18 protein-coding genes are annotated in these 16,347 nt (G+C 68.0%); 9 read left to right on the top strand and 9 right to left on the bottom strand.

Annotated elements, in window-relative coordinates:
* Positions 1 to 148: 148 nt before the first annotated feature.
* The 7 genes from modA (at position 149) to CCS01_RS31415 (ending at position 6,888) form a co-directional block, all read left to right on the top strand.
* Positions 149 to 898, top strand: coding sequence for a molybdate ABC transporter substrate-binding protein (gene modA / locus CCS01_RS31445; protein ID WP_104523084.1), 750 nt, complete (start codon positions 149 to 151; stop codon positions 896 to 898).
* Position 899: 1 nt separating this feature from the next.
* A complete protein-coding gene (gene modB / locus CCS01_RS31440; RefSeq protein ID WP_204848492.1) occupies positions 900 to 1,589 on the top strand; it encodes a molybdate ABC transporter permease subunit in 690 nt (229 codons plus the stop codon).
* A complete protein-coding gene (gene modC, locus CCS01_RS31435) occupies positions 1,586 to 2,665 on the top strand; it encodes a molybdenum ABC transporter ATP-binding protein (RefSeq protein ID WP_193540186.1) in 1,080 nt (359 codons plus the stop codon). Before modB ends, modC begins: the two co-directional genes overlap by 4 nt.
* A 176-nt stretch (positions 2,666 to 2,841) precedes the next feature.
* Complete coding sequence (locus CCS01_RS35935; RefSeq protein ID WP_104523080.1) at positions 2,842 to 3,756, top strand: recombinase family protein; 915 nt, start codon at positions 2,842 to 2,844, stop codon at positions 3,754 to 3,756.
* Positions 3,753 to 4,145, top strand: a complete 393-nt coding sequence (locus tag CCS01_RS31425; protein WP_104523078.1) for a HEPN domain-containing protein — start codon at positions 3,753 to 3,755, stop codon at positions 4,143 to 4,145. The genes CCS01_RS35935 and CCS01_RS31425 overlap by 4 nt, the downstream gene beginning before the upstream one ends.
* A 505-nt stretch (positions 4,146 to 4,650) precedes the next feature.
* On the top strand, positions 4,651 to 6,153 hold the full coding sequence (locus CCS01_RS31420; protein WP_204848490.1) for an aldehyde dehydrogenase family protein: 1,503 nt from the start codon (positions 4,651 to 4,653) through the stop codon (positions 6,151 to 6,153).
* 411 nt (positions 6,154 to 6,564) lie between these two features.
* Positions 6,565 to 6,888 (top strand): ribbon-helix-helix domain-containing protein, encoded by a 324-nt coding sequence (locus CCS01_RS31415; RefSeq protein WP_104523076.1) that lies wholly within the window; start codon positions 6,565 to 6,567, stop codon positions 6,886 to 6,888.
* A gap of 227 nt (positions 6,889 to 7,115) precedes the next feature.
* Here CCS01_RS31415 and moaC read toward each other — a convergent pair whose 3' ends face one another.
* Genes moaC through CCS01_RS31395 form a run of 4 tightly spaced genes read right to left on the bottom strand, consistent with a single transcriptional unit; the run spans position 7,116 to position 10,038 of the window.
* The gene (gene moaC, locus CCS01_RS31410) at positions 7,116 to 7,586 is read right to left on the bottom strand and encodes a cyclic pyranopterin monophosphate synthase MoaC (RefSeq protein ID WP_104523074.1); all 471 of its coding nucleotides are present in this window, start codon (positions 7,584 to 7,586) and stop codon (positions 7,116 to 7,118) included.
* Positions 7,583 to 8,401 carry an indole-3-glycerol phosphate synthase TrpC gene (gene trpC, locus CCS01_RS31405; RefSeq protein WP_456307628.1) on the bottom strand — a complete coding sequence of 273 codons (819 nt, stop codon included), beginning with the start codon at positions 8,399 to 8,401 and terminating at the stop codon, positions 7,583 to 7,585. The genes moaC and trpC overlap by 4 nt, the downstream gene beginning before the upstream one ends.
* Positions 8,402 to 8,416: 15 nt before the next feature.
* Positions 8,417 to 9,439 carry an anthranilate phosphoribosyltransferase gene (trpD, locus tag CCS01_RS31400; protein ID WP_104523072.1) on the bottom strand — a complete coding sequence of 341 codons (1,023 nt, stop codon included), beginning with the start codon at positions 9,437 to 9,439 and terminating at the stop codon, positions 8,417 to 8,419.
* A gap of 2 nt (positions 9,440 to 9,441) precedes the next feature.
* Complete coding sequence (locus tag CCS01_RS31395; protein WP_104523070.1) at positions 9,442 to 10,038, bottom strand: anthranilate synthase component II; 597 nt, start codon at positions 10,036 to 10,038, stop codon at positions 9,442 to 9,444.
* 288 nt (positions 10,039 to 10,326) lie between these two features.
* Between CCS01_RS31395 and CCS01_RS31390 the strand changes: the two genes are divergently transcribed.
* Positions 10,327 to 10,995 (top strand): sulfite oxidase-like oxidoreductase, encoded by a 669-nt coding sequence (locus tag CCS01_RS31390; RefSeq protein ID WP_104523152.1) that lies wholly within the window; start codon positions 10,327 to 10,329, stop codon positions 10,993 to 10,995.
* A gap of 370 nt (positions 10,996 to 11,365) precedes the next feature.
* Here the strand turns inward: CCS01_RS31390 and CCS01_RS31385 are convergent, their stop codons facing one another.
* The 3 genes from CCS01_RS31385 to CCS01_RS31375 are packed head-to-tail and all read right to left on the bottom strand — an operon-like array spanning position 11,366 to position 13,166.
* Positions 11,366 to 11,845 carry an RrF2 family transcriptional regulator gene (locus CCS01_RS31385; protein WP_104523068.1) on the bottom strand — a complete coding sequence of 160 codons (480 nt, stop codon included), beginning with the start codon at positions 11,843 to 11,845 and terminating at the stop codon, positions 11,366 to 11,368.
* A gap of 17 nt (positions 11,846 to 11,862) precedes the next feature.
* Complete coding sequence (locus CCS01_RS31380; RefSeq protein WP_104523066.1) at positions 11,863 to 12,552, bottom strand: uracil-DNA glycosylase; 690 nt, start codon at positions 12,550 to 12,552, stop codon at positions 11,863 to 11,865.
* Positions 12,549 to 13,166, bottom strand: coding sequence for a LabA-like NYN domain-containing protein (locus CCS01_RS31375; protein WP_104523064.1), 618 nt, complete (start codon positions 13,164 to 13,166; stop codon positions 12,549 to 12,551). Before CCS01_RS31375 ends, CCS01_RS31380 begins: the two co-directional genes overlap by 4 nt.
* A 151-nt stretch (positions 13,167 to 13,317) precedes the next feature.
* Here CCS01_RS31375 and folK point away from each other — a divergent pair, with 151 nt between their 5' ends.
* Positions 13,318 to 13,818 (top strand): 2-amino-4-hydroxy-6-hydroxymethyldihydropteridine diphosphokinase, encoded by a 501-nt coding sequence (gene folK / locus CCS01_RS31370; RefSeq protein ID WP_104523062.1) that lies wholly within the window; start codon positions 13,318 to 13,320, stop codon positions 13,816 to 13,818.
* 817 nt (positions 13,819 to 14,635) lie between these two features.
* Here folK and CCS01_RS31365 read toward each other — a convergent pair.
* Together CCS01_RS31365 and CCS01_RS31360 are read right to left on the bottom strand one after the other, a co-directional pair.
* Positions 14,636 to 15,301 (bottom strand): 3-oxoacid CoA-transferase subunit B, encoded by a 666-nt coding sequence (locus CCS01_RS31365; protein WP_104523061.1) that lies wholly within the window; start codon positions 15,299 to 15,301, stop codon positions 14,636 to 14,638.
* 38 nt (positions 15,302 to 15,339) lie between these two features.
* Complete coding sequence (locus tag CCS01_RS31360; protein ID WP_104523059.1) at positions 15,340 to 16,023, bottom strand: 3-oxoacid CoA-transferase subunit A; 684 nt, start codon at positions 16,021 to 16,023, stop codon at positions 15,340 to 15,342.
* Positions 16,024 to 16,347: the final 324 nt, after the last annotated feature.

Raw genomic sequence — 16,347 nt, 5'->3', positions numbered from 1 at the left:
GACGCAGCATGCAGTCCTGATCGCAGCGGCGCCTCGGCTTGGCAGCCGCCCGGCGGCGATGTCGTCACGCCGGTGCTGACGCATGCAATCGGTTGTCGCCACCGGCCATCGTCCTGCCGCATCCCTTCCATCCTGAGAGGCCCGCTCCATGCGCTTCCTGCTGTTCCTCTGCATCCTGCTTGTGCCTCTGGCGGCCCGCGCGCAGGACCTGACGGTGTTCGCCGCCGCCAGCCTGACCGACGCGATGAACGACATCTCGGCGCTGTGGGTGAAGGCGGGCCACCCGGCCCTGCGCACCTCCTATGCCGCCAGCTCGACCCTGGCGCGGCAGATCGAGCAGGGCGCGCCGGTGAACCTGTTCGCCTCGGCCGACGAGAAGTGGATGAACTACCTGGCGCAGAAGAACCTGATCGCGCCCGGCACCCGCAAGGATCTGCTGGGCAACGACCTCGTGCTGGTGGTGCCGGCCAACCAACCGCAGCACGTCACCATCAAGCCGGGCTTCGACCTGGCGAAGCTGCTCGGCCCCAGCGGGCGCCTTGCCGTCGGCAATCCGGCGCACGTGCCGGTCGGCATCTACGCCGAGCAGGCGCTGAAGAAGCTTGGGATGTGGGACAGCATCGAGCCGCGCCTGGCGCGCACCGACGACGTCCGCTCCGGCCTGCTGCTGGTGGAGCGCGGCGAGGCGCCGGCCGGCATCGTCTATGGCACCGATGCCGCGGTGTCGAAGAACGTGATGGTGGCGGGCGTGTTCCCGGCCAGCAGCCACGACCCGATCACCTATCCGTTCGCGCTGACCAAGGCGGGCGATACGCCCGAGGCGCGGGCGCTGCTGACCTTCCTGCAAGGCCCGCAGGCCCGCGCGGCGTTCGTCAGGCGCGGCTTCAAGGTCGAATAAGCTGATCCTGACCCCGGAAGAGTGGGAAGCGGTCCGGCTGACCCTGTCGGTGGCAGCCCGGGCCGTGGGCTTCGGGTTGCCGCTGGCGGTGCTGGCCGCCTGGGTGCTGACCCGCTGCCGCTTCCCCGGCCGTGTCCTGCTGAATGCATTTGTACACCTGCCGATCGTGCTGCCGCCGGTCGTGACGGGGTGGCTGCTGCTGATCGTGTTCGGTGTGCGCGGGCCCATCGGCGCGCTGCTGCAGGGCTGGTTCGGCATCCGCCTGGTGTTCACCACCGCAGGCGCCGCGCTGGCCTGCGGCGTGATGACCTTCCCGATCATGATCCGCTCGGTCCGCCTGTCGCTGGAGGCGGTCGATCCCGGCCTGGAGCAGGCGGCCCGCACCCTGGGCGCCGGCTGGCTGGACCGGCTGTTCACCATTACCCTGCCGCTGGCCTCGCCGGGGATCCTGGTGGGCGGCATCGTCGCCTATGCCACCTGCCTGGGCGAGTTCGGCGCGGTGATCACCTTTGCCGCCAACATTCCCGGCCAGACCCAGACCCTGCCGCTGGCGATCTACGCCGCCCTGCAGGTGCCGGGCGGCGAGGCGACGGCGGCGAAACTGTCCCTGGTCTCGCTGACGCTGGCGCTGATCGGCCTGCTGCTGTCCGAGTGGATCGGCCGGCGGCTGAACCGGATGCTGGGCCGGTGAGCCTGTCGATCATGCTGCGGCACCGCTTTCCCGCGATGCAGATGGATATCGGCTTCGAGGTGCCGGCCGAGGGCGTGACGGTGCTGTTCGGCCCGTCCGGCTCCGGCAAGTCGACCATCATCAATGCCACCGCCGGCCTGCTGCGCCCCGATGCCTGCCGCATCGAGGTCGGCGGCACGGTGCTGGCCGATACCCGCGCCGGGCTGTGGCTGCCGCCGGAACGCCGCCGCGTCGGCCTGGTGTTCCAGGACTCGCGGCTGTTCCCGCACATGTCGGTCGCCACCAACCTGCGCTTCGGCATGCGCCGCGTCGCGCCGGGGCCGATCGGGTTTGATGAGGTGGTCGATCTGCTGGGCATCGGCGCGTTGCTGCAGCGCCGCCCGCACACGCTGTCGGGCGGCGAGCGCCAGCGGGTCGGCATCGGCCGGGCGCTGCTGGCGCAGCCGCATTTGCTGCTGATGGACGAGCCGCTGGCCAGCCTGGACGCCGCGCGCAAGACCGAGATCCTGCCGTTCCTGACGCGGCTGAAGACGGCGCTGAAACTGCCGATCGTGTATGTGACGCATGCGCTGGACGAGGTGATGCGGCTGGCCGATTCGCTGGTGCTGATCGAGGCCGGGCAGGTGGTGGGCTACGGCCCGGCACCGGAGGTCGCGGCCCGCGCCGACATGCCGCTGGCACAGCGCGACGACGCCGGCGCCGTGCTGCCGTGCCGGGTGGAGTCGCATGACCCCGGCCGCGCGCTGACCCGGCTGGTGGATGGCGGGGTGGCCTTCCTGGTGCCGCTGCTGGACCTGCCCGTCGGCGCCGCCTGCCGGGTGCGCATTCCCGCCCGCGAGGTGATCCTGGCCGGCAGGCCGCCCGAGGCCATCAGCCTGCACAACATCGTGCCGGGCACCGTGCGCCGGATCGTCGCTGATCCAGGGCGTCGGTCGGTGATCGTGGAGATCGCCCTGCCGGGCGGCGGGCTGCTGTCGCGGGTGACGCCGGATGCGATCGCACGGCTGGCACTGTCGCCGGGGGCGCCGGTGCTGGCGTTGATCAAGTCGACGTCGATCGAGGTGCTGGGGGGGTAGATCGAGGTCTGCCCCAGGTGGCGCGCTTTACGCGATCGTCATGGTCGGAGCGGGCTTCACTGGAGCCAGGACGCGAAATTCATCACTTATGCATGGGTTTTGCAGGTGTTTCCTGTCAACGGGTCAGATTATGCAAAACATACTTGCATAAATAGGCGGCTCCGGTAACGTAGCCCATGACCGTTTTTGGCTATGCCCGCGTTTCCACCGAAGGTCAGACCCTCGACGCCCAGCTTGGGGCGCTGAAGGAGGCCGGCTGCACCCGCATTTTCCGGGAAAGCATCAGCGGCGCGAACGCCGACCGTCCCGAACTCACCCGCTTGCTCGGCATGATTGGCGACGGCGACACGCTGGTGGTAAGCCGCCTTGACCGCCTGGCTCGCTCCACCCGCGACCTGCTCGCTATCCTTGATGTCCTCACCCGGCGCGGGGCCGCCTTCCGTTCCCTCGGCGAGACATGGGCCGACACCACGACGCCCGACGGCCCCGTGATGCTGACCGTGCTCAGCGGCCTGGCCGAATTTGAGCGCGAACTGATCCGTTTGCGCACCGGCGAAGGTCGCGCCCGTGCGAAGGCTCGCGGGCAGCCTACGGGCCGCCCGCCGAAGCTGACGCCACAGCAGCGCCGCGAAGCAGCAGAGGCGCTGGCTTCCGGCGCGGCAACGCAAGCCGATCTCGTGCGCCGCTTCCATGTCAGCCAAAGCACGATATCACGGCTGGCCGCCGCAACGGCACCGTTGTCAGTCCCCGCCAGGCCATCCATGGACGCCGTGACCGAACGGGCAGCGCGCGCTTTTCTGCACCGCCTCGAGGGCAAATACCCCGTGGTCGAGGGCATCCTGTTTGGCAGCCGCGCCCGGGGCACAAATACGGCAGGGAGCGACGCCGACATTGCCGTCGTGCTGGACGGTCCCAAAGGCGACCGCACCGAAGCCATCCGTGAGATGGCGGGCATAGCGTTCGATGTGATGCTGGAAACCGGTATCCTGGTCGAAGCCTTGCCGCTCTGGAAGGACGAGCTTGAACACCCTGAGCGCTTCAGCAATCCAGCATTGATCGCCAACATCAGGCGTGAGGGCCTGACGCTATGAAGCGCAGCGCCAATTCCGCAGCGTACATAAGCAAGGCCGAGCGCGCCTTGCGGTCAGCACATGCGATGCTACGCGACCTTGACGCCGAGGGGGCCTGCAACCGCGCCTACTATGCTATGTTCAATGCGGCACGCGCGGCCTTGTTGGTGGCGGGCGTCGGCGCGCCGGACGAAGGCTATAAGACGCATGGCGGCCTGATCGCCGCGTTCGGCAAGCACCTGGTGACCAGTGGTCAGGTCGAGGCCGCGCTGGGGCGGGCCATCAACCAGGTGCAGCGACTTCGCCAGATCGCCGATTATGTCGGCGACCCGCCCTCGCTTGACGACGCCACATGGGCGGTTGCGCAAGCCGACGCTTTTGTGGCCGCGATGCGGGCAAGGGTTTGCTGACGCTCCGCCAGATCAAGAAGGCGCCTGCCCGGCGCGAACATGGTGCTGGATGGATCGGGCGCGCTCGCGTCGAAGCCGAAACTGTGTGCCACGGTCAAAGACTCACCCGGACGACGCGCAAAAGCGGCGGCATAATCGACTGATGCCGCACAGGACGACGTGCGCAAACGACACCGCTCCACCCGTTTCAGCCTGCGATGCAGCCACCGGAATGTCCGTTTTGGACGAGTGAGCCAAGGACGAGTGAGCCAAGGACGAGTGAGCCAAGGACGAGTGAGCCAAACTGGCAGAATGGCGGCCGGGGCGCGAACGGGGCGTCATCTCGTCGTGCTGAATGTCCGGTTCTGGCGTTACCCGACGAGTCTGCCCACGGCGACCCTTGGCCGGGAACGGTCGTTCGGCAGGCCCGTTGCTGTCAGGCGTCCGGTCCCCTGTCTGGACCCACCCCGGGCCGGACGCTATATGCGCGACACCATAAAGAGACAGCCAGCCGAGGAACCCGCCCATGTCCGTCACCGACCAGACCCGCTCCGCCGCCACCGCACCCCGCCACGCGCAGATGCTCATCGGCGGGGCCCGGGTGGACAGTGCCTCCGGCGCCGTGCTGACGGTCGAGAACCCGGCCCGGCGCACGCCAATCGCCACGATTCCCCGCGGCGGCCGCGAAGACGTCGATCGCGCCGTGGAGGCGGCGCAGAAGGCGTTCCCGGCCTGGAGCAAGGTGCCGCCCCGCCAGCGCGGCCGCATGCTGCTGCGCATCGCCGAGGCGCTGGAAGCGCGCATCGAGGAGATGGCCCGCGTCATCGCCGAGGAAACCGGCAACGCCCTGCGCACCCAGGCGCGGCCCGAAGCCACGCTGACCGCCGACGTCTTCCGCTATTTCGGCGGCCTGGCCGGCGAGCTGAAGGGCGAGACGATCCCGCTCGGCGAAAACGTCCTCAGCTACACCCGCCGCGAGCCGCTCGGCGTCGTCGGCGCCATCATTCCGTGGAACGCCCCGGTGATGCTGGGCGCGCTGAAGATCGCGCCGGCCTTGTGCGCCGGCAACACCATGGTGCTGAAGGCGGCCGAGGACGCCCCGCTGGGCGTGCTGCTGATGGCGCAAATCTGCCAGGAGTTCCTGCCGCCCGGCGTGCTGAACGTGCTGACCGGCCTGGGCGAGGAGTGCGGCGGGCCGCTGGCGCAGCATCCGGTGATCCGCAAGATGTCGTTCACCGGCTCGACCGAAGTCGGCAAGATCATCATGCGCGCGGCGGCGGACCGCATCGTCCCGGTGTCGCTGGAGCTCGGCGGCAAGAGTCCGTCGATCGTCTATCCCGACGTGGACGAGGACTGGGTGGTGGACGGCGTCATCGCCGGCATGCGCTTCACCCGGCAGAGCCAGTCCTGCACCGCCGGCTCCCGGCTGTTCCTGCACAAGGACATCTTCGACAGCTTCCTGGGCAAGCTGCAGGCGAAGGTGCAGGCGCTGAAGCTCGGCGACCCGCTGGAGGAGAGCACCGACATCGGCACCATCATCAACGAGAAGCAGTTCCGCAAGGTGTGCGGCTACGTCGACGAGGGGCTGAAGCGCAAGGACGCCCGCCTGGTGTTCGGCGGCCTGCCGCCCACCAGCGGCCCGCTGAGCGAAGGCTACTTCGCCATCCCGACGGTGTTCGCCGACACCTCCAACGACTGGCGCCTCGCGCGCGAGGAGATCTTCGGCCCGGTGCTGGTGGCGATCCCGTGGACCGACGAGGCCGAGGCGGTCCGCATGGCCAACGACAGCCACTATGGCCTCGCCGCCTATGTCTGGACGCACGACATCGGCAGCGCGTTGCGCACGGCGCATGCCATCGAGTCCGGCTGGGTGCAGGTGAACCAGGGGCTGGGGCAGCAGATGGGTCACTCCTACGGCGGCTACAAGCAGAGCGGCATCGGCCGGGAATTCTCGCTGGAGGGCATGCTCGACAGCTTCACCCAGCGGAAGAACGTGACGGTGAACCTGACCGTGCCGCGGCGGGGGTAGGGCGGCGCGGACCGGGGCAGCGGGCGCAATGGGCGTGCTGCCCCGTCATGCCCGGGGAGAGCATGGGAAGCCCCGAGTTTGATCCGGGACACGCCGCGAAAGTAGCCGTTGTCTGCTGGCCACGTGGCTGCCCTGGCGCGGCAACCTGAACCGCGCCCTGGATGCGGCCCTGCGTCCGCTCCTGGAGCAGTGGGGGGCTGTCAACGGCGACAGGAAGCGGGCGCCTGACCGCCCCACAAATCCTCATGCTCCCGCACAAATGCCGGCTGCCGGCTTAAAGCAATCCCAGATCTATGTCTTACTCATAATAATTTGTGCAAAAATACAGAATAATCCATCAATTTCCACGCCATCGTGAGCGGCCGGTGAATAAATTTGCACTATTTTCGTCTCCGTAATCAGGAGATCACTATGGAAGCCAGTCGTCTTGTTAGTCGGAATGTCGTTGCTCAGCGAGGTCGGACCAGCATGCGGCTGGAGCCGGAGCTCTGGGACGCGCTCAATGAGATTTGCGAGCGGGAGTCGGAAGACATCAGCAACCTGATGCGTCATGTCGAGGCCGCTCGTGTGGCCGGCGGCCGCACCAGCGCGGTTCGTGTCTTTATCGTCAACTATTTCCGCAAGGCCGCCAGTGAATCTGGCCATGCCGTCGTGGGCCGCGGGCCGAACCTGCAGTGCGGGGTGGCAGAGACGTTAGTTGCTCGCAACGGGAGGGAGGCCCACGCCGGCGTCTGAGCATCAGGTGGCAAGCGCCCACACGATAAAATCGCTGGTAGCGCGTGCTGCCGGGCGCAACGCCACCGCCGTTGCTGCGAGCGAAGGCGTAGATGCGCATGGGCCGGAACACGGTTCTCCGCTCCAGCGCCGCATACGGGGTTGCGATCGCAGCGTTGTTGCAGACAAGGCAATGCTGCGCCGGACCTGACCGATGGAATCAGAGATCCCTGCGCTTCCATCGCGCCTCAGTCCTGGGTGAACGTCCCCGACTTCCCGCCTTCCTTATGCGTCACCCGCAGCGCCTCGATCCGCATCGACCGGTCCACCGCCTTGCACATGTCGTACACCGTCAGCGCCGCCACGCTCGCCGCCGTCAGCGCCTCCATCTCCACCCCGGTCTGGCCGGTCGTGCACACCGTGGCGATGATTTCCACGCCACTGCCCTCGGCTTCCAGGTCCACCGTCACCGCCGAGATCGGCAGCGGATGGCACAGCGGGATCAGCTCCGCGGTCCGCTTCGCCGCCATGATCCCGGCGATGCGGGCCACCCCGAGCACGTCGCCCTTCGTCGCGGAGCCTTCGCGGATCATCGCCAGCGTCGCCGGCTGCATCACCACCTGCGCCCGCGCCGTCGCGATACGCACGGTCGCCGCCTTGGCGGAAACATCCACCATGGCGGCGTTGCCCTTCTGGTCGAAGTGCGTGAACCCGCTCATCCGTCGCCCAGCAGCGTCTTGACCGCGGCGGTGACGTCCTGCTGCCGCACCAGGCTCTCGCCCACCAGGTAGCAGTTCGGCCCCACCGCGGCGAGCCGCCGCAGGTCGTCGGTGTTGCGGATGCCGCTTTCGGCAATCAGGAAGCGATCCGGCGGCACCAGCGGCGCAAGCTCCTCGGTGGTGGCCAGGTCGGTCACCAGGGTCTTGAGGTTGCGGTTGTTGATGCCGATCAAGGAGGTCTCCAGCAGCAGCGCGCGCTCCAACTCGTCGCGGTCGTGCACTTCCACCAGCACGTCCATGTCCATGGACAAGGCGATCTGCTCCATCTCCCGCGCCTGCGCGTCGCTCAGCGCCGCCATGATCAGCAGGATGCAGTCCGCGCCCATCGCCCGGCTTTCGTACACCTGCCAGGGATCGAGCATGAAATCCTTGCGCAGCACCGGCAGCGACATCGCTGCGCGGGCGGCCTTCAGGTGTGTTGGATCACCCTGGAAATGCGTCCGTTCGGTCAGCACCGACAGGCAGGTCGCGCCGCCGGCCTCATACGCCTTGGCCAGCGCCGCCGGGTCGAAATCCTCGCGCAGCAGACCACCGGACGGCGAGGCCTTCTTGATCTCGGCGATCAGCCCGTAGCGCCCGCTCATCGAGGCGTTCTTCAGGGCGAACGCGAAGCCGCGCGGCGGGTCGTTGCGGGCCGCGATCTCGTTGCGCAGCGCGTCGATGCCGCGCGCGGCCTTGCGTGCCGCGACATCGGCCCGCACATCACCGCAGATGCGGGCGAGCACATCCGGCATCGTGCCAATTTGGTCTGCCATCAGGTCTCCCATAATTCAGGATTCGGTGACGGCACTTACGCGCCGTAGTGTCTCCAACGCCGCAAGCGCCGCTCCGGATGCGATCGCGGCAGCCGCCAGCGACACACCTTCGCGCAAGTCGCCTGCTCTGCCCGCGACGATCAAGGCGGCCGCGGCGTTCAGCAGGACAGTATCACGATAGGCACCGTCGGCGCCTTGCAGAAGTGCCTGCAATGCCGCGGCATTTATCGCCGCATCGCCGCCGCGGATCGCCTCGATCGGCGCGCGCGGCAGGCCGGCATCCTCGGGCTCCACCACGAAGCTGCGGATCGTGCTGCCCGACAGCGCCGTCACCTGGTTCTGCCCGGCCACGGTCAGTTCGTCCAGGCCCAGCCCGTGCACGATCCAGGCGGAGTCGTGCCCGAGCGCCGCCAGCGTCTCGGCCATCGGCCGGGTCCAGTCCGGGTGGTACACGCCGGTCAGCTGCCGGCGCACCCGCGCCGGATTGGCCAGCGGGCCGAGCAGGTTGAAAATGGTGCGGGTCCCGAGCTCCACCCGCGGACCGGCGGCGTGGCGCATCGACGGGTGGTGCCGCGGCGCGAACAGGAAGACCAGGCCGGCCTCGGCCAGGATCGCCGGCAGCGACGCCATCGGCGCATCGACGTTGACACCCAGCGCGGTCAGCACGTCGGCCCCGCCGGTGCGCGACGACAGCGCGCGGTTGCCGTGCTTGGCCACCGGCACGCTGCAGCCGGCCACCACGAAGGCCACGGCCGAGGAGACGTTCAGCGTCCCGGCGCCGTCGCCGCCGGTGCCGCAGACGTCGATGGCGCCCTCGGGCGCGTCGATCGCCGTCATGCGGCTGCGCATCGCCCGCACCGCGCCGGTGATTTCCGCCACCGTCTCGCCGCGCAGGCGCATCGCCATCAGCAGCGCGCCGATTTGCGCCGGCGTCGCCTCGCCGGACATGATGATGTCGAAGGCGGCCTCGGCCTGGTCGTCCGTCAACGTCTCGCCGATAGCCAGGCGGGCGAGGGTCGGCTTCAGGTTGGCGGACATGCTCAGGCGGCTCGGGCGGGCGAATTCGTGCCGCGGGCGATGGCGAGGAAATTCGCCAGGATGGTGTGGCCGTGCTCGCTGGCGATGCTCTCGGGATGGAACTGCACGCCATACACCGGCAGGGTGCGGTGATGCATCGCCATGATCAGCCCGTCATCGGTCCAGGCGGTGGGGACCAGCGCGTCCGGCAGGGTGTCGCGGGCGACGACCAGGCTGTGATAGCGGGTGGCGCGGAACGGCGAGGGCAGGGTTTCCAGGATGTCCGTGCCGGTGTGGGTGATGGCGCTGACCTTGCCGTGCATCGGCTCCGGCGCGCGGACGACCTGGCCGCCGAACGCCTGGCCGATGGCCTGGTGCCCGAGGCAGACGCCGAACAGCGGGATCTCCCCGGCCGCCGCGGCGATCAGGTCGAGGCAGATGCCGGCCTCATTCGGCGTGCACGGGCCGGGCGAGAGGACGATCGCCTCCGGCTGCATCGCCATGGCGTCGGCCACCGACAGCCTGTCGTTGCGCCAGACCTCACAGCGGGCGCCTACGTCACCCAGGAAGTGGTACAGGTTGAAGGTGAAGCTGTCGTAGTTGTCGATAAGAAGGATCATGGCAGCGCATCTTTGGTCCGGCTGCGGGCGGCAGTCAATCACGGAACATCTATCGCCTTGTCTGGCGCCTGGTCCGGCCGCGACGCGGTTCCTGCCATACCCATATCTGCTCGTAGCACACGCAGCAGCCCGGGGCCACTGTTCAACGCCTGCCCCTGCCGCGCGGTCCGCAGCATGCCCATCACCCGCGGACGGCGCTGTTGCGAAGCCGATTGGCGGCCGGGTGCCTCTTGCAAGCCGGCGCGCCGCCATCAGCTTGTCTGTTGGCGAACGGCAATGGGGCGGCGCATGGCGGACGACGACATCGGCACGACGGGCAAGGTCCGGGACAAGCTGATCGAGCGCAAGCAGGACTGGGCGCGGGAGGGGCGTTTGCTGACCGGCACGACAGCCGATCCGGCCAGGGACCGCCTGCCGCCCGGGCAACGGCTGGTGCGGGACTGGCCGGTGCTCGACCTGGGCCAGCAGCCGCTGGTGACGGAACAGAAGTTCCGCCTCGACGTCGACGGGGCTGTCGAGAACCGCCTGAGCCTGCGGCTGGACGAGTTCATGGCGCTGCCGCAGGCCGAGGGCGTCTCCGACATGCACTGCGTGACGCAGTGGTCGCGCTACGACAACCACTGGAAAGGCGTCCCGGCCCGGGCGCTGCTGGCGATCGTGCAGCCGCGGCCGGAGGTGGGGCACGTCGTCTTCCACGCCTATGACGGCTACACCACGAACATCCGCCTGGATCAGTTCGACCAGCCGGACGTCTTCCTGGTGCACCAGTGGGAGGGCAGGCCGATAAGCCGCGAGCACGGCGGCCCGGTGCGCATGCTGGTGCCGCGGCTCTACCTGTGGAAATCCGCCAAGTGGTTGCGCCGGATCGAGTTCACCATCCGCGACCGGCCCGGCTTCTGGGAGACCCGGGGCTACCACAACAACGCCGATCCCTGGATGGAGGAACGCTACGGCTGAGCCGGCGCGGCGGACGGTGCCGGCAACCGCCGCGGGCCGTTTGGTCGGATCGACGGCGCCCTTTCGGCCGCCATGGCAATGACGGCAACGACCGCGCATCCCAGCCCGGCCGCGGTTTGCCGTGGTCACCACGATCGCCGGCTTCTGCGGCGACACCTATAAATAGTATAAGGGACCGCACTCGTCGCCCCGGCCTGAGGATCATCGGCGTTCGAGCCGGGCCTCCAGCCAGGAACCGGCCGGCGACACGACGGTGCGCGGGACGCGGTTCGCCAGCGGCTTTCCGCTCTGACGCGCACAGCCTGGGTTGCCGGCATCGCCCTGTTCCATGCCCGGGTCGGCCGCACCGCCGGATGAGCCGGGCAGGGCGCTACTCGACGGCGTTGTTGACGCGGAGCCTGCACGTCGGGTTCAGCGCCATGTTCCGCTCCAGCAGCGGCACCAGCGTCGCCGGATCCGCCACCAGATCGGCCAGGGTGTGGTTGTCCAGCACCGCCATGAACGCCTGCAGCGCCATGGTTAGGATGCCGGTCAGTTGACAGGCCGTCTGCACGACGCAGGTATCCGGCGTGCCGAAGCAGGCGGTCAGCGCCGCATCCGGCTCGGTGCGGCGGATGACGTCGCCCAGCCGGATCTCCGAGGCCGGGCGGCTGAGCCGCAGGCCACCGCGCGGGCCGCGCAGCGTGATCACGTCGCCGCTGCCGGCCAGAGTCTGCACCACCTTCATCAGGTGGTTGCCGGAGATGCTGTAGGCCGCAGCGATCTCGGCAATGGTGACGAAACGGTCCGGATGCAGTGCCAGATAGGTCAGCGTCCGCAATGTGTAGTCGGAAAATGTAGTCAGGCGCATTGCAAGCTCAGGGTTCGTTATGTGAGTTGCGCCAGGATATCCGAAATGACGGCCTGAAACATAGGGGTTGTTAACCGGCCGGTACTGGTATTCAGCCGTGACACGTGATAGCTGTCCGCCAACAGCAGTCCATCGGGCAGCCGGGTGACCGCGCCATGGACGAAGGGCGTATGGCTGGCTTTCAGTCCGCGGGCCTGCAGCACCGCCTTGTGGGCGACGCCACCCAGCGCAAGAACTACCCGGAGTTGTGGCATGGCTGCCATCTCGCGCGTCAGGAACGGATTGCACTGCCGGATTTCCTCCGGCCTGGGCAGGTTGGCTGGTGGCACGCAGCGCACGGCATTGGTCACGCGGCAGTTGCGCAATGCCATCCCATCCGCCGGATCGGCTGCATAGCTGCCATGGGCGAAACCGTATTTCAGCAGGGTCTCATACAGCAGGACGCCGGCATAGTCGCCGGTGAACGGGCGGCCGGTGCGATTGGCGCCGCGCACGCCGGGGGCGAGGCCCACCACCAGGAACGCGGCGTCAAGCGGCCCGAAGCTCGGCACCGCCCCGTTGTACCACCCGGGATTGGCGGCACGGTTGCTGTCGCGGTAGGCGGCAAGCCGAGGGCACAGCCGGCAATCCGGCGCAGGTGCCTGGAACGCCGGTTGGTACGCGCCTTGGGATGCCCCCTGGGACGTGCCTTGGGACGCCCGGGTCACGCCGCGTCGGGCGAATCGGCGTACGGTTCGGCCGGCGTGCCGCGCACCGGGGCGCCGAGCGAGGCCGTGCGCGGCCGGGGCTCGGTCTGGCGGCGGGTGAATTCGGGGGCGATTTCTGCCAGTTCCAGGAAGTCATCGGCCTGGCGGCGCAACTCGTCGGCGACCATCGGCGGGCTTGTTCGCACGGAGGACACGACGGACACCCGCACACCCTTGCGCTGCACCGCCTCCACGAGGCGGCGGAAGTCCGAGTCGCCGCTGAACAAAACCATGTGATCGACCTTGTCGGCCAGCTCCAGCATGTCCACCGCGATCTCGATGTCCATGTTGCCCTTGACCCGACGGCGGCCGGTGGCGTCGGTGAATTCCTTGGCCGGCTTGGTCACCAGGGCATAGCCGTTATAGGCCAGCCAGTCGGTCAGCGGCTTCAGAGGCGAGTATTCTTCCGTCTCCAGCACGGCCGAATAATAATACGCGCGGATCACGTTCGCTTTTTTGCGGAACGATTCCAGCAGGTTGCGATAATCGACATCGAACCCGAGGTTGCGCGAGGCCGAATAGAGATTGGCACCGTCGATGAATAGCGCGACACGCTCGTGTGGTAGAAAAGGCATCAGCGTAACCTTACGAAACTGGTTGGAATCCCGCGGGCCCGGCACTGCAGAGCCACGTCGCGGTTAAACGGGCAGACTCGGAACAGAAGTCACTATAACCATGAACGAATTTTCTGAACATCGAAACGGTATAGGCGTAAGAGGCCCTATTATGGCCCTAATTGGCGTCGGCGCCAATATCCCCGGTCCGGATGGCTTCGCGCCGCTGGAAACCTGCCGACGCGCTGTTGCGGCGCTGGACTTGTTTCCGGGCTTGCGGTTGCATGCTGTATCGCGGTGGTATGTGACGGCGCCGGTGCCTCCATCCGGCCAACCGGACTACGTCAACGCCGTGGCCGCGCTGCGGGTTGACCCGGACGTGCCGCTCGATCCGGCGGACCTGTTGGCGCGGCTGATGCGGCTCGAGGCGAATTTCGGGCGGCGGCGCAGCGTCCCGAACGCCGCGCGGACGCTCGACCTGGACATCATCGCCATCGGCGGGCTGGTCCGCGCCGCGCCGGACCCGGTCCTGCCGCATCCGCGCGCGCACGAACGTGCCTTCGTGCTGGCGCCGCTGGCCGAGGTGGCGCCGGACTGGGTGCATCCGATTCTCGGGCGGACGGCGGCGGCGTTGCTGGCGGGCCTGCCGCCGCAGCAGATCCGGGTGCTGTAGCGCCGCCCGGCCGATGGGCGCTGATGACCGGTCCGCGGCCGTTGTCTTACCGTCATGGCCTGGGCGCACCGGGCCCTGACGAGGGAGGAACGTGCTCGGCGAACAGGCAAGCGTTTGATTTCGCGGTTATTCCCGAGTTATACCAGCGGCCCGGATCGATGACCTGATTTTGTGTTGCGCCACCGAGGCCGCTTGCTGCCGGCCGGCATGGGTGCCCGGACCGGGCCGGCGGCGCCGCGGAGCATTTGCGTTCATCTGCGTTCATCCGCGGTTCCCATTATTCCGTAGGATGAACAGCCACGCTGCATTCCGGTCGGAGCGCCGACCGTTGTTCCGTACCGCGCTGAGAATGCCGGATTGGGGAACCGCAGATGAACGCAAATGAACGCAGATGAACGCAGATGACCGCCGTGTGAACATGCGGCCGTCGTGCCACGCCACCCCTTCAACGGCCCCGTCCGATGACCGGTTTCCGCAACGGAATCGTCAAGAATATCCGGCCAGATGCCCGCACAAAAAGGGGCGGCGGTCTGGGCCGTCGGTATTATTCCCGAAATGCGTGCATGCGGCCGGGACAAGCCGAGCCATGACGAGCCGGGAACGTTCCTGGCCATGACGACAGGGAAGCGACCTGGCTCCGCGCAACCATCGGCGTCTGCGCGTCGCAGGTCCATGGTGGAAGGTCCGCTTGCCTGCTTCTGCGCGGCATTGCGGCGGCGGAGCAGTCCGCGCGCCCTGGTCAGGGCCCCACCCCCGCCAGCGGCACGGTCCGAGCCTGCGCACGGCGCGCCGCAAAGCCGGCAGACCTCCGGTCACCTCACGCCGGCAGGTGCAGCTTCGCCTCGGTGCGCGCCTGCAGGTCCTCCAGGCTCAGGCCCGGGGCGATGTCCAGCACGACGAAGCCGCAATCCGTCACGTCGATCGTCGCCAGGTTGGTGTAGATGCGCTTGACGGCGCCCGGAGCGGTCAGCGGATAGGTGCAGCGGTGCACCAGCTTCGGCGAGCCGTCCTTGGTGGTGTGGTCCATCAGCACCCACAGCCGCTTCGCGCCGGCGGCCAGGTCCATCGCGCCGCCGACGGCGGGGGCGGTGTCGTTCTCGCTGGTCGCCCAGTTGGCGATGTCGCCGTTCTCGGCCACCTGGAACGCGCCCAGCACGCACAGGTCCAGGTGATGGCCGCGGATCATCGCGAAGCTGTCGGCGTGGTGGCAGAAGCTGCCGCCCTTGCGCAGGGTGACATACTGCTTGCCGGCGTTGATCAGCCACGGCTCGATCTTGCCCTCCTCCGGCGCCGGGCCCATGCCCAGGACGCCGTTCTCGGAGTGGAAGATCACCTCGCGCTCCTGCGGCACGTAGTCGGCGACCAGGGTCGGGATGCCGATGCCGAGGTTGACGTACCAGCCCTCGGGGATGTCGGCGGCGGCACGCTGCGCCATCTGCTGGCGGCTGAACGGCCGGAAGCCGGCGGTGGATGTTTCGGACATGAACCTCTCCTGCTGTGCGGTGTTCTTTGGCGCGCGGGTCAGAAGCCGGACGGGTCGCCGTACGGCACGTGCAGCACGCGATCGACGAAGATGCCGGGCGTCACCACATGGTCGGGATCGATCTGCCCGAGGTCGCGGACATGCTGCGTCTGCACCAGGGTCAGCGCCGACGCCATGGCGATCACCGGATTGAAGTTCCGTCCCGCCTGCTTGTAGGTCAGGTTGCCCCAGCGGTCCGCCTCCCACGCCTCCACCAGGCCGACGTCGCCCTTCAGCGCCTGCTCGAGAATGTAGGTGCGGCCGTCGATGTCGCGATGCTCCTTGCCGACGGCCATTTTCGTGCCGACGCCGGTGGCGGTGAAGAACGCCGGCACGCCGGCGCCGGCGGCGCGCATCCGCTCGGCCAAGGTTCCTTGCGGAACGATTTCCAGCTCGATCCTGCCGGCGCGGTACAGCGTCTCGAACACCACGGGGTCGGAGCTACGCGGGAAGGAGCAGATGATCTTGCGCACGCGCCCGAGGTCCATCAGCCGCGCGAGGCCGATGCGGCCGACGCCGGCGTTGTTGCAGGCAACCGTCAGGTCCTTCGCGCCTTGCTCGATCAGCCCGTCGATCAGCGCGTTGGGCTGGCCGACGGCGCCGAAGCCGCCGAGCAGGACGACGGACCCATCCTCGATGCCGGCCATCATGTCGGCCATGGACTGGACGATCTTGTTGATCATAGCGGCGCTTCCTCGGATTCTCCTTATCCGGCTGATGTAGTGCCGGGGCAGGCGGGTGCCAAGCGGACGGCCGGCATCAGGCCCGCCTGGCGCCGCCGGGGCGTCTGACGAAGTGTCGGACATCGGCACCGCAAACGGTAACGGCATTCTAACGTAACCGGGAGTTCCCCCGGCTCTGCCGGGGAGGCAGCAGCAGTTTGACATTTGCGGGGGTAGGCCCCGGTTCGCCCATCAATGAAACTCTGGAGCGTGAGCCGCCAAAGCACACGCTGATGGAGTTCCATCAATGGACGAATTCGAGAGCCTAAATCACACCAAATGGGA

Source organism: Rhodopila globiformis (assembly GCF_002937115.1).
In the GTDB taxonomy this organism is placed as follows: Bacteria; Pseudomonadota; Alphaproteobacteria; order Acetobacterales; family Acetobacteraceae; genus Rhodopila; species Rhodopila globiformis.
The sequence above is the reverse complement of the archived record's forward strand: the minus strand, read 5'-3'. Positions and strand labels throughout refer to the sequence as shown.

What these genes read in the sequence shown, in the direction of transcription:
- modA (WP_104523084.1), top strand. Translation starts at nt 149, where the DNA reads ATGCGCTTCCTGCTGTTCCTCTGCATCCTGCTTGTGCCTCTGGCGGCC.
- CCS01_RS35935 (WP_104523080.1), top strand. Translation starts at nt 2,842, where the DNA reads ATGACCGTTTTTGGCTATGCCCGCGTTTCCACCGAAGGTCAGACCCTC.
- CCS01_RS31425 (WP_104523078.1), top strand. Translation starts at nt 3,753, where the DNA reads ATGAAGCGCAGCGCCAATTCCGCAGCGTACATAAGCAAGGCCGAGCGC.
- CCS01_RS31420 (WP_204848490.1), top strand. Translation starts at nt 4,651, where the DNA reads ATGTCCGTCACCGACCAGACCCGCTCCGCCGCCACCGCACCCCGCCAC.
- CCS01_RS31415 (WP_104523076.1), top strand. Translation starts at nt 6,565, where the DNA reads ATGGAAGCCAGTCGTCTTGTTAGTCGGAATGTCGTTGCTCAGCGAGGT.
- moaC (WP_104523074.1), bottom strand. Translation starts at nt 7,586, where the DNA reads ATGAGCGGGTTCACGCACTTCGACCAGAAGGGCAACGCCGCCATGGTG.
- trpC (WP_456307628.1), bottom strand. Translation starts at nt 8,401, where the DNA reads ATGGCAGACCAAATTGGCACGATGCCGGATGTGCTCGCCCGCATCTGC.
- trpD (WP_104523072.1), bottom strand. Translation starts at nt 9,439, where the DNA reads ATGTCCGCCAACCTGAAGCCGACCCTCGCCCGCCTGGCTATCGGCGAG.
- CCS01_RS31395 (WP_104523070.1), bottom strand. Translation starts at nt 10,038, where the DNA reads ATGATCCTTCTTATCGACAACTACGACAGCTTCACCTTCAACCTGTAC.
- CCS01_RS31390 (WP_104523152.1), top strand. Translation starts at nt 10,327, where the DNA reads ATGGCGGACGACGACATCGGCACGACGGGCAAGGTCCGGGACAAGCTG.
- CCS01_RS31385 (WP_104523068.1), bottom strand. Translation starts at nt 11,845, where the DNA reads ATGCGCCTGACTACATTTTCCGACTACACATTGCGGACGCTGACCTAT.
- CCS01_RS31375 (WP_104523064.1), bottom strand. Translation starts at nt 13,166, where the DNA reads ATGCCTTTTCTACCACACGAGCGTGTCGCGCTATTCATCGACGGTGCC.
- folK (WP_104523062.1), top strand. Translation starts at nt 13,318, where the DNA reads ATGGCCCTAATTGGCGTCGGCGCCAATATCCCCGGTCCGGATGGCTTC.
- CCS01_RS31365 (WP_104523061.1), bottom strand. Translation starts at nt 15,301, where the DNA reads ATGTCCGAAACATCCACCGCCGGCTTCCGGCCGTTCAGCCGCCAGCAG.
- CCS01_RS31360 (WP_104523059.1), bottom strand. Translation starts at nt 16,023, where the DNA reads ATGATCAACAAGATCGTCCAGTCCATGGCCGACATGATGGCCGGCATC.